The following is a 13,089-nucleotide window of genomic DNA, read 5'->3' on the forward strand; positions in this document are numbered from 1 at the left end:
TGAGATATCCCACAGGCATATAAATGGTAGGTTCAGGATAACTATCTTTTTGGGAACTATTGCAAAATACACGTCCATAAAGCAGCACACTGATTTTGAACTGGGTATTCCCTGATAATGTAAATACTACGACTTATAACTTTTTAGGCTTTCATCAAACCGAACGATAAATTTATTATGTATATATCGGCCATAAATAGATAAAAGTGTTAAAAATTGCACGAAAAGTACTAATCAGCCTTTTGAAAATTTGTGTTCTTTGCGATAGTGAAAAACGAAAAATGATTGATGACCAATAAAACCAATGTCATACTTATTATCATCCTGATTGCCTGCGTTGGTATTTGCAAGAAAAAAAGGCCTGGCCGGGTTAAAGTCGGTGCTGATCTTGAACAAGGGAAAACGGAAAATTCCAATTTATTAAAACCGGGTTTACCTTATCATAGCAGTTATTCGCAAAGAAACCCTGTTTTTTTTGAGGAAATGCATGATTCCTGGGTGCATGTTGAATGGACTGATGGCGAGGTTGGAAATTAAAAGTGTGGGGGCTAAGATGATTGCAATAGTTCACCAGAATCTGCTCTGCGTCAGTAAATATGCTAAGTGAGAGAAAAAGACAAAGTTGTCGTGGGGTTTTTATCTGGCCTTGCCAATGGGACAGATTACGGCACATTTAAATCTGTTCAACAGCCCAAATCTATTCTATTCCGGTCATCCGTTTTCGCTGCAAAATCCGCTTAATCTATTGTCTTTAAAGACAACAGGTTATTATAATGAAATCACGCTATACCGCTTGGCCAGGTCCAGGAATGAAATCTGAACGGCGTAGATTTATTCAGCGTTTTGGAAAGCGGTTTATACGCACCGATAAAGAAATGATCGATTTTAAATGAATATATTCTTAACCAATACAGATTATAGATAGCTCAAATGGCTACGTGCGTCACTACATATAGCAAGCTTACTGACCGGGAATTATCGGAAATGTTACTTACGGGGGATCAGTCGGCCTATACTGAAATTTTTGAGCGTTACCATGAATTGTTGTTGAAACATGCTTATCAGCTTCTTCAGGATAAAAATGAAGCGCTGGACCTGGTGCAGGATGTTTTCCTCTTGCTTTGGCAAAAAAGGGAAACGCTCGTATTCAGCACCTCACTTTCAGCCTATATCTACACCGCGACAAGGAACCGTGTTTTTAACCGCCTGTCCCATCAAAAAGTTGTCGGCCGCTATGCCGAAAGCCTTTCCTGTTTCATGGAAAAAAGTCAGCCGATTGCAGATGAACAGATGATCGGGAAAGAGCTGGCTTTTTTAATCGAAAAGGAAATCCATAATCTGCCCTCAAAAATGCGTGAAATATTCCTGCTCAGAAGGAAAGAAGAACTGAGTTACAATGAAATTGCTGAACGGTTGGGCATCTCCGGCAAAACTGCAAAACTCCAGGTGCATAATGCATTAAAAATTTTAAGGGTTAAAATCAGCTCATATTTACATGCTTTTGTTTTATTTTAAAATGTTGATAATCAGTTCTTTGTTTAAATATGCAATAAAAATGATTTAAAATCTATAACGCTATCAGCTTAAAGATGTCATGTGTATATCAAAAACACTAAACCCGCATAGATGACTAACGGAGAACAGATAAGAGAAGTGAAAAAACAGCCCAAATATACATATCCTGTTATTCATGGTATGTTAAATAATTTATACGCTGATGTTAGAAATGATAAAATCTAGATGAATGCATTCCCTTATCTAACTTCCAGATTTATAAATAGTTCAAATGGGTACTGGTAACAAGTATAGCTGCTTAACGGACCGGCAACTAACGGAAATGTTTCTTGGCGGGGATCAGTTTGCCTATACTGAAATTTTTGAGCGTTACCATGGATTGCTCTTACGGCATACTTTTCAACTCCTTCAGGATAAAGACGAAGCGCTGGACCTGGTGCAGGATGTTTTCTTATCGCTGTGGCAAAGAAGGGAAACGCTGGTATTTAGTACTTCACTTTCAGCCTATATGTACACCGCAACCAGGAACCGTGTCTTTAACCGCTTGTCCCATCAAAAGGTCGCCAACCGTTATGCCGACAGCCTTGCAGGTTTCATGAAAAAAAATCATCCGGTAGCCGATGAACAGATGATCGAGAAGGAACTGACCGTCTTGATCGAAAAAGAAATTCATAATCTGCCTGCAAAAATGCGCGAAATATTTTTGCTTAGAAGGAAAGACGAACTGAGTTATAAAGAAATTGCAGAACGTCTGGGCATCTCTGACCAAACCGCAAAGCTTCAGGTACATAATGCAGTAAAAACTTTGAGGATTAAAATGAGTTATTATCTGCATATTATGGTTTTATTTTAATTTATTGATAATCAGTTGATTATGACTATTTTTTGTTGTAGCTGATTTAAAATCTATAACGCCCTATGGCTTAAGGTGTCATGTGTACATCAAAAGCATTAAACAGAACCTACATGATGAACGCACAAAAGGCTGGCGAACTGATCGAAAAATACAATAACGGTACACTCAGTTCCCACGAAAAACTCAGGCTTGAACAATGGTACAATAAAGAAGCTGCAGTTGAGAAAAACAGGCTGAGCCAAAAGGAAATAACCGAGCTTTCTGCAAAATTAAGAGCAGGTTTGCCGCTGCATTATAAAAAGTTCAGCTTCCGGCCCCGATTGATGGCAGCGGCTGTCGCGGTCATCATACTGGGTGCAGGTCTTTTTTATAAGATGAAAACATCGGAAAGCGATCTACAGGAAAGCAGTAGATACGCCAATGATGTTGCTCCCGGAAAACAGGGCGCTACGCTGACCCTTGCAAATGGTCAAAAAATATTGATCAGTGAGCTGCAGTCTGGAACCATTGCCCATCAGCTGGGCGTAAAGATTTCAAAAAATGCTGACGGACAGCTCATTTATGAGGTAACGGTAGCCGGATCCGGGGGGCTGGAGTACAATACGCTATCTACTTCGCGCGGAGAACAGATCCAGGTACGCCTGCCTGATGGCTCCCTGGTTTTTCTTAATGCTGCCTCTTCGCTGAAATATCCGACAAGCTTTGTGAAAACGGCAATCCGGCATGTGACTTTGACGGGTGAAGCTTATTTTGAAATTGCCAAAGACAAAGCACATCCCTTTATCGTGGAGAGCAACGGTCAGCAACTGGAGGTATTGGGAACGCATTTTAATGTAAATGCTTATCTGGGTGAAGCCATTGAAACGACCTTGCTGGAAGGAAGTTTAAAAGTCTCAAATGTTTTGGATTTTAAGCTGATCAGGCCAGGTGAGCGGTCAGTGGCCTTGGATAATGGAAAAATAACTGTTGACAAAGCAGATACACAACTTGCAGTGGCCTGGAAAAACAATGAGTTTATGTTTCACGAACAAAATATCGAAAACATCATGAAAATGGTTGAACGCTGGTATGATGTTGAGATAATCTACAATATGGAAAAAACCACTGATACCTATACGGGCAGTGTATCGCGGTTTGACAGGGTGTCGAAGGTGCTACAGATTTTAGAGCAGTCCGGCGCAGCCCATTTCAAGATTGAAGGACGGAAAATTTATGTATCAAAATAATATTCAGCCGATAAAAATACTCATTTACGAGGTGTAATTAATTGATTATTAACTAAAAAAAACATATGGGAAAAGCAATACGACAGAAAAGCTAAGGCTGAATTTACCTGAGGTGAGATTACATAGATCGGCCTCTGGAGTACTAATGTTAGAGGTTAGAGCGAAAAACCAGATCCCGATTGTAGTCGGGAAATGGTATAACTGGCCTTGATACTAAAATCAACTGAACCGCAGATGCCCACAGCTTGGACACCAAAGGCATACTGCAATGAACCAGACAAACAAACTTAGGCAATCTTGCCCATGAAAGCAATATTGACGGTCACTCATTTGGCTGCTAAGTCTTTGTCGCAAACTAAATGAAATGTTTAACAAACAAACAAACAAACCGGGTATACCGAAAGGTCTTATCCATAAAATATGGCTGATTATGCGATTAACTACCGTGCTATTAATAAGTGCCATCATGCAGGTCAGTGCCACCGGCTTTGCACAAAAGATCAGCCTGTCCAAAACAAATGCAACGCTGAGCACTGTATTAAGGGCGATTAAATCCCAAAGTGGTTATAATTTTATTTACAAAGATGATCTGCTCAAGAACGCCAAGCCGGTGAGTATTAGCGTCAAGAGTGCTGAAGTCGAAGATGTGTTGGAGCAGATTTTCGGGGGACAGCCATTTTCTTATGAGATCAATAACAAAGTGGTTATTGTAAAACAGAAGGAATCATCCTTTATAGATAGGTTAATATCTGCGTTCGTGGATATTGATGTCCGTGGAAAAATATTAGATGAGAAGGGCGTGCCGCTGGAAGGAGCTACAATAGTAGTTAAAGGAAAGAACAGGTCTGTTAAGACCAATGCCAATGGGGAATTTATTTTAGCCAATGTGGAAGAGGGAAGCATTTTGGTGCTTACCTATACCGGATATGCAGCAAAAGAGGTTAAGGCTTCAAAAAATCTCGGGAGTGTCCTGATGGAAGTTGCCGTGGGCGATTTGGAGGAAGTAGGGGTGTCGATCAATACGGGTTATCAGCGAATCCGGCCGGAACAGACTACCGGTGCGATATCGGTAATTACCACTAAAGATTATGAATCGCGCATCAGTACCAATTTTTTATCCGGCCTGGCGAACAGACTGCCCGGGGTGATGATCAATAACGACATCCAGTTTGAAGGGAACAACCTGTTTCAGATCAGAGGACTTTCCACCATCAACGGGAATAAAAGCCCGCTGATCGTGGTGGATGGTTATCCGACGGATCTTACGCTGGATATGATCGATCCCAACGAGATCAAAACCGTTACGGTATTAAAGGATGCAGCGGCAGCCACTGTTTACGGTGTGCGGGCATCTAACGGCGTAATTGTGATCGAACGCAAGCAGGCCATGGTGGGTAAAACGCAGTTCACCTTCCGGGCAACGACATCGCTAACGCCCAAAGATGACTATAGCCGTTACCGCTGGGAAAAAGCATCGAATACGACTGTGGATTATCAACGGTATAATTACAGATCATATGCAGCAAGTTCGACAACCTGGTCAGCATATATACCCAGTGGACTTGGGTATTTATTATATGGCGTACCTCCTGTTGGAATTACCTTGGCAAAACAGGGTGCGGGTATCATCACAGCAGAGCAGGCTAACCAGCAGTTTGCGGACTATGCTGCTTACAACAATGCCGAGGATTACGGAAGACTGTTCCTGCAGAACCCTACCACAAAGGCATATAATTTTAATTTTTCAGGTGGTACAGAAAAGGCACTCTATTACATTACAGCCAATTACAACAATAGTTCACTAGCGAAAAAAAACAACGACAACGACCGGATGATGTTATCTGCCCGCTCCACTTTTAATTTCTCGCCCCGGTTCTCATTGGAACTAACTACGGATTATCAGCAGGTGCATACCAATACCGCACCTGTAACCGATCTTAACTCATTCTACTCTTATGAGCGGTTCCAGGACAGCAGTACCGGTGCACCACTTTTTACAGCTACTTTATCTAGGAATATTTCAGAAGGAAACGTCATGGAAATGGCAAGGGGAGCAAAAGATAACATGTATTATCCCTTGCAGGAGCTGAACGAGGTGAGCGATAAGGACAGGTCGGTGATCAACCGGTTCACAACTAATTTTAAATATGTGCTTGGTCATGGCTTCAATGTTACATTTGGTGGTATCTATGAAAACACCCAGCTACAGCACCGGCATTATGTCACTGAGCAGTCTGCCGAGGTACGCCAGGCTATGAACCGCTATGCAACGACCGGTTCTGACGGCAAAATTGTATTTAATGTTCCTGCCGGTGACTTTTTGCAGCAAAGCTTTGGCCGAACCCTTAGCATTACCGGACGAGCTCAGTTGAATTATGATAACAGGATCGCTAAAGACCATATGTTGAATGTGATTTTGGGCACCGAAGTGCGCCGCTTAACAGATCAGTCAAGCTCCTCAGCCTATTTCGGCTACAATGATCAGAATTTACTGCAGCAGTCGGTTAATCTGCAGTTCTTGAGCAGCACCGCTGTTCCGGAATTTGGAAGGGCCAATGTTGGATTAAGTCCTGCCAATCTCTTCAAACAGACTTCCACTGATAACCGGTATGTGTCGGGCTATTCCAATCTGGTTTATTCCTTTAGGAGTAGATATTCCCTGACAGGCAGTATCCGGGTCGATCAGTCAAACCTGTTTGGTACCGATCCCAAATACCGTTATAAACCACTGTGGTCGGTAGGCGCAGCCTGGAACATGGATAGAGAATCGTTTATCCGTGACATTACCTGGATAAAGAGTTTGAAACTGCGCGCGGCCACCGGTTTTAACGGCAATATAGCCAGGAATGCATTGCCGCAGACCATTGCCCAGTCCAGTTTGAATAATTTCATTGTACCCAACATTGTGTCATTAAGCCTGTTCTCATATGCCAATGGGCAGTTAAGATGGGAACAGACGCGCAACCACAACTTTGGTATTGATTACAGCCTGTTTCGCGGCATTACCGGCCACATTGATTATTATGAGAAGTACAGTACTGATCTTCTGGCGAATACCAGGATTGATGCTACCAGGGGAGGTACAGTGGCGATGATCAACCAGGGTTCGCTCCGAAATAAAGGTATGGAATTTGACCTTCAGGCGGACTGGATTTCACGGCGCAGTTTCAACTGGAACACCGGGCTGGTACTCTCGCAAAATAAGAGTAGGGTGCTGGAAGTGTACAGCGCCCTTACACCTGCCAGTTCCGCTGGGAATTATCTTGCGGGCAGCAATGTAGCTTACCTGAAAGGTTATCCGGTAAACGCGGTTTTCAATTACCGTTATGCAGGCCTTGACGCGCAGGGTTATCCGCTTATTTATGATATCAACGGTAATGCCAAACGTCCCGGAACGCCGAATGGAGGAATTAACGATTTAGAATTTGCCGGAAGCTCTATTCCAGCCATAAGTGCCGGCCTTAGTAACCGTGTAGATATAGGTAATTTCTATGCGTATTGCATGATCAACTACTATGGTGGATTTAAAGTACGGGTACCTGCTCCAAGTATGACCGACCCGCGCCCACTGGAAGGGGCTGCTAACTACTGGAAACAGCCCGGTGATGAAAACATACCCGGTATGCTGCCTTCCATTGCAGCATCAGCTTTGACAGCAACTGTTCTGGCTTTTTCTGATCAGTATATTGTTGATGGCGATTATTTTACGCTGGGCGATGTAACATTATCTTACAATTTACGCAACAGCCCCTGGATAAAAAAAGCCGGCTTCAGTAATTTCGAAATCAAGCTGCAGGCGTCCAACCTGTATACCGTTGCCTTGAACAGGTATAACTACAGTGCTGCAATGGGGTCGTATGCCAAAGGTTATATTACCCCTACTTATGCTATTGCCCTATTTACCAATTTTTAATCAATTTTAATATGAAACGATTTAATCAATATACACTGGTTCTTTTGTTATTGTTACCAGTGATGGCCTGTAACAAGTTCCTGGAGGTGGAGCCTAGGGGTGTACAATTGCTCTCTACGGTTACAGACTACGATAAGTGGCTGAATAATGTACTACTGGAAGGCTCATTGGCGCGGGAAATCAATCTGCTGGCCGACAACGTAGACAATCCCGTTATTCCCGATCCAGTGGTATCGGTTAATGATAACATCTACACCTGGGCCGATCAGTTTAATCCAACGACAGTAAACGCCGATCCGCTGATCTGGAAAAACCATTATCAGTCCATTAACTATTTTAATACGGTACTACTGGGTATCGACCAGGCGACTGGCGGTACCGAACAGCAAAAAGCAACATTGAAAGCAGAAGCACTACTTGGCCGGGCGTTCGAGTACTTTTACCTGGTAAATTTGTATGGCAAGCCATATGATGCGCTTACCGCTGCCAGTGATATTGCTGTTCCGTTCACCCTGTCAAACGACGTATCCGACCAGGTACCCGACCCGAGCACGGTGAAGGTTATCTATGACCACATCTTCGCGGATTTGAATGCCGCCCTTCCTAATCTGCCGGCCGATAATCCCACCAACCGCTACAGGGGTTCAGTGGCAGCGGGTTATAGCGTACTTGCCCGTGTGTACTTCTACATGCGTAATTATAGCGAGGCGGCAAAGTATGCGCAGATTGCGCTGGATAGGGCAGGCCGCGAAATGATCGACTACAATACCATTACCAGCTCAGCGAACTTTTCCTATCTGGTGATCCGCCCTGATGCACTCTATGCCAGAATAGCTGTATCGTTTGGTACAACCGAAATACCTACTGTTGAATTTGTCAAGTCATTCGATAAAAATGATCTGCGTCTAAAATACTTTTTCAGTCCGTCAGGCAACAATAATCCAACAGCCAGGAACCAGGTAACGTTTCGCCCAGCCGGCGTGCCCTCCGCGACTGCCTATGCCAATTGGGGTACTTCTGTTGGCGAAATGCGCTTAATTATTGCGGAAGCCGCAGTCCGGAGCGGAGATCTTGCTACGGCGCTGCAGCAGCTTGACGCCATCCGGAAGCGCCGTTTCCCGACTGCCGTTTACCAGGCATTCCAGTCGGGGGACCAGGAAGAGGTCCTCGAAAAAATATTGACGGAAAGAAAATTTGAACTGACCTTTAACGGTATGCGGTGGTTTGATATGCGCAGGCTCGATAAAGAGGGCCGTATGCCAACGGTAAACCGCTATGATGCAGCGAATAGGGTGATTGCCACTTTACCGCCGAAGAGTGTAAAATATACGCTGCAGATACCCGATGAGGTGCGTTATTTTAATCCCGGCTGGCAGAACACACGTTAGATCCCTAAGGAAAAACCGTGTTAAAAAAACCTGGCAGAATAAATGGATGTTGCGAACCGTACCGATAAACGGGGGTAAACAATGTCATAGAAAGGAGACGCTTTTTTTAAGCGTCTATCGCCCCTACAGCTATTGGCAGCAGGGCAATAAAAGTGATCTGCTTTCTCGTAAACCGACTGGTTTTTCCATAACCAGTATGTTAATCAATAAAATCTTAAAACTAAATAAAAGTAAAATGAAAAGTACGATGAAAAAACTATCCATTGCGCTCGCTCTCCTTGTAGTGTCCTGCAATGCTGTATCCGCACAGAATGTATCCAGATTTGTTATCAACGGTGTTTTGAAAAACGTTAAACCTATGCCAGATAAGGTGTTTTTGATATATCCAAAATATGAAAGTAAAAAAGTGGACAGTTCAGATGTGGTCAATGGGACTTATAAGTTTACAGGTGAAATAGGCAATGATGCTATTCCGTTTACCTTAGCCTTCGGACCGGAACCCGAGATGATGGCAGCTCGGCAACACCTTGACATTCAGGCGGACCTGATCATTGTCAAGGGGGAAACCAATGTGGTTTCTGATGGTTTCATGTATAACGTTACTGAAACCGGGGCATCAGCTGAGGCGGATCGTCAATATAAGCAGCTCGCTGAAAAAAGTAGCCGGGCAATGAGAGATTGGTTGGAAACAGCAAAATCGCCGTTTTTCCTTACACGCAATTCCGTGAGGGTCCAGGCGAATAAAAAATACCAGCAGGAAGCTGCATATTTACCGGATGCCTATTATACGTTTATTAAACAGCATCCTACCTCACCATTGACACCATTGCTAGCCAACAACCTTTCAAGCAATAGATCAGTTGACAAAGGTAGAACAGACTCATTGATTACCATACTTAGTAGCGTAAATGAAAAGAGTACGATAAGAACAGAGGCATTAACCAAACTACAGACAAAATCTGATCAGCTTGCTAAGGAAATGGTTGTATCAGCAGGTAAACCAGCCCCTGATTTTTCACAGAATGATGTGAACGGCAATCCAGTGAAACTCTCTTCGTTTAGGGGTAAGTACGTACTGATTGATTTCTGGGCAAGCTGGTGTGCCCCGTGCCGCGCAGAAAATCCAAATGTCGTTAAAGCTTATGCGAAATACCATGACAAAAATTTTGAAATTTTAGGCGTTTCACTTGATAATGAATCTGCAAAAAATGCCTGGAACGAAGCGATTAAGAAAGATGGGCTGATCTGGCCACAGGTCTCAGACCTCAAAGGCTGGAAAAATGAAGCTGCCAAACTTTATGCGGTTACTGGGATACCACAAAATTTCCTGATTGACCCCAAAGGCCAGATTATAGCAACTAACCTCCGCGGAGAAGCTTTGAATAAAGCACTTGAGAAATACTTAAATTAAATTTGTCCGTGATTATTGACTGAGGTCAGAGCGGCTTGTCTGTAGAGATCCTTCTATATAGGCAGGTTGTGAGGGATAAAGGCACCCTCAGGCAGTATTGATTATTTAGCAAAGCGGCTTATCAGTTTCCCGGACTGATAGGCCGCTTTTTTTATGGTAGCAGACAGGATGGCGTCGTGTGGGTATCATTGATACTTTAAAAACCTGGTCCTTTTCATATATTCAGCGTTCCGGGAAGTCATTTTTATTACTATCGCCTTGGGAAGTAATTAGGTATCGCGGTTTTGATTCTGTCGATCTGTTATCAGGGGCGCAAAAAAAAGGTTTTTTATGCCAAAGTTTGTTAACTTTATATTAAATCAATTCCTTGCTAACTTACATTTTATAATAGCTCAAATGGGTACGGGTAGTGCTATATATAACAATTTAACTGACCGGCAACTGGCAGAAATGCTTCGTGACGGAGATCAGCAAGCCTATACCGAGATTTTTGAGCGTTACAACAAACTACTGATCAAACATGCCTTCCATCTTTTACAGTCCAGTGATGAGGCAGGCGACCTGGTCCAGGATATTTTCCTGATCCTGTGGCAAAAACGGTCGGGTTTGGTTTTTAAATCCTCCCTCTCTGCTTACCTCTATACTGCGGTAAGAAACCGCGTCTTCGACCTGCTATCCCATCAAAAGGTCGTTGCCCGCTATACCGATGCAATTGGGCGCTTTATGGAGGAGGGCCATAGCATTTCGGATGCGGGCCTGCGTGAACGAGAGCTGGCCGAGCTGATTGAAAGGGAGATCGCAGCTTTACCAAGGAAGATGCGCGAGGTTTTTCTCTTGAGCCGTAAGGATGAACTGGGTTATAAGGAAATCGGTGAGCGTCTGAACATATCCGATCAGACAGCCAAGCTCCAGGTACATAACGCCATTAAAATCCTGAAGCTGAAAATTGCTTCCTATCTGCACGTTTTTTGGTTGCTCTGATTACCGCCACATCATAGGGGTTGGGTGTCCCGCACGGAGAAAGAGCCATTTGATTTTTATAGGATACCATTATCAAACAGATCTGTCATTGTTTCAATAGATTATGCCATTACCACAGAAAAGACTGTCCGCCACCGCTTAAACAAACTAGCGCTGCCCTAATTTTTTTAAAGGTCGCCCGAAATTTTGATGGTTGTGAATGCTTTATGCTACTTAGTGCATTGGGACTTTGGTACTGTCGGTGTAAATTGCCAAATTGTAATAGGGATGCTATGTATTGTTGTGAATGGCAAAGTTAGGGACGTGCGTTTGTTAGCCCATTTATTATGTGGCAAAAAATCTTTTTAGGTATTCTACGAAAACAAAGCTATGTGCATCAGGCATGTAAAAATAGCCACTGGCATGTAAAAACCATCTTATTTACTTTTTTTATAAAAAATCTATAACGCAGGCATATCATAACCGTCATGTGTATGTGAAGGATAAAAATCTTTGCTTACAAGCGAATGAATCAACAGCAGGTAAACGCATTATTAGATAAATACAAAAAGGGGAGGCTGACCCTGGAGGAAACCGCATTGCTGGAAACCTGGTACCTAAGGGAATCTGCTGCAGAAAAACCAAGACTGACCGAGGATGAGGTTGAAATGATCTCTCAGCGCATCCGTCTGGACCTGCCTTTGATGATACCCGCTGCGCCTGCACAGATTTTCCTGTGGCCCCGGTTGGTTGCCGCCGCTGCCGTGATCCTTATCATCAGTGCGGGTCTTTTTTACTACAGCTTCAATACTGCTGGAAAGGATCAGCAGTTCATCAGTAAATACACAAATGACATCGACCCTGGAAAACTGGGGGCTACATTGACATTGGCAAATGGAGAAAGGATCTTGATTAAAGATGCTTTAGCTGGAAAGATTGCAAGCCAATCCGGCGTAAAGATATTCAAAGACAAAGATGGGCAGATTATCTATCAGGTGACTGATACTCAAACTGCCCCCCAGGAATTTAATACCCTGACTACTGCACGCGGTGAGCATACTCAGGTGCGCCTACCTGACGGCTCTACCGTGTTTTTGAACGCAGCATCTTCGTTAAAGTATCCTACCAGTTTTGCCAAAGCAGAAATCAGACGCGTTTCCTTAACGGGCGAAGGATATTTTGAAATTGCCAAGGATAAGTCACATCCCTTTATTGTCATCACGAAAAAACAGGAGGTAGAGGTTTTGGGGACACATTTTAACATCAACGCCTACCCGGATGAGGCTGCTATTGCTACCACTTTGGTGGAAGGTTCAGTTAAGATCAGTTCTGGAGGAAGCCAGCAGATACTCAAACCGGGTTTTCAGGCTGTCAGTAATGGTTCCACGATTAAGGTAGCTAAGGCCAATATCGAGAATATCATCGATTGGAAAGACGGAGACTTTAACCTGGAAGGATTGGACTTCAGGCAGGCTATGCGCAAAATCGGCCGGTGGTATGATCTCGAAGTCATTTATGAAAGTGGCGTACCTGATGGTGTAGAAACCGGAGGCTGGATTTCCAGGGATAATAAATTGTCAGATGTACTGAAGCTGATTGAGAAATCAGGTTTTGTACATTTCAAATTGGAAGGGAAAAAACTATATGTGTCCCGATAATCTTTATGCGAAAATATCATCTCCTATAAAAACAGAATTAACCGATTTGTTTACCATTAACCCATTTAAGGAGATAACAGGACAGCTATAACAGGAAACCTAAAATACAAACAAACCAGAAGTGAAGCACCCCTGGTTTGTGTTTGGACAATCAATATAAAT

The 13,089-nt window shown here is 43.3% G+C and carries 9 protein-coding genes; all 9 read left to right on the top strand.

The window, feature by feature from the left end:
* Window positions 1-288: 288 nt before the first annotated feature.
* Window positions 289-537, top strand: a complete 249-nt coding sequence (locus tag R2R28_RS11910; RefSeq protein WP_316825909.1) for a hypothetical protein — start codon at window positions 289-291, stop codon at window positions 535-537.
* 393 nt (window positions 538-930) lie between these two features.
* Complete coding sequence (locus R2R28_RS11915) at window positions 931-1,515, top strand: RNA polymerase sigma-70 factor (protein WP_316825910.1); 585 nt, start codon at window positions 931-933, stop codon at window positions 1,513-1,515.
* 271 nt (window positions 1,516-1,786) lie between these two features.
* Window positions 1,787-2,368, top strand: a complete 582-nt coding sequence (locus tag R2R28_RS11920) for an RNA polymerase sigma-70 factor (RefSeq protein WP_316825911.1) — start codon at window positions 1,787-1,789, stop codon at window positions 2,366-2,368.
* Between the two features lie 113 nt (window positions 2,369-2,481).
* Window positions 2,482-3,597, top strand: a complete 1,116-nt coding sequence (locus tag R2R28_RS11925) for a FecR family protein (RefSeq protein WP_316825912.1) — start codon at window positions 2,482-2,484, stop codon at window positions 3,595-3,597.
* 364 nt (window positions 3,598-3,961) lie between these two features.
* Complete coding sequence (locus R2R28_RS11930; protein WP_316825913.1) at window positions 3,962-7,510, top strand: SusC/RagA family TonB-linked outer membrane protein; 3,549 nt, start codon at window positions 3,962-3,964, stop codon at window positions 7,508-7,510.
* A gap of 11 nt (window positions 7,511-7,521) precedes the next feature.
* Window positions 7,522-8,898: a RagB/SusD family nutrient uptake outer membrane protein gene (locus tag R2R28_RS11935; RefSeq protein ID WP_316825914.1), complete on the top strand. Its 1,377-nt coding sequence runs from the start codon at window positions 7,522-7,524 to the stop codon at window positions 8,896-8,898.
* A gap of 247 nt (window positions 8,899-9,145) precedes the next feature.
* Window positions 9,146-10,309 (top strand): TlpA disulfide reductase family protein, encoded by a 1,164-nt coding sequence (locus R2R28_RS11940; RefSeq protein WP_316825915.1) that lies wholly within the window; start codon window positions 9,146-9,148, stop codon window positions 10,307-10,309.
* A gap of 330 nt (window positions 10,310-10,639) precedes the next feature.
* Entirely contained in the window at window positions 10,640-11,290 is a 651-nt protein-coding gene (locus R2R28_RS11945; RefSeq protein ID WP_316825916.1) for an RNA polymerase sigma-70 factor, read from the top strand.
* A gap of 506 nt (window positions 11,291-11,796) precedes the next feature.
* Complete coding sequence (locus R2R28_RS11950) at window positions 11,797-12,927, top strand: FecR family protein (RefSeq protein WP_316825917.1); 1,131 nt, start codon at window positions 11,797-11,799, stop codon at window positions 12,925-12,927.
* Window positions 12,928-13,089: the final 162 nt, after the last annotated feature.

Origin of the sequence: Pedobacter miscanthi (genome assembly GCF_032678605.1) — a bacterium.
GTDB classification, from domain to species: domain Bacteria; phylum Bacteroidota; class Bacteroidia; order Sphingobacteriales; family Sphingobacteriaceae; genus Pedobacter; species Pedobacter miscanthi_A.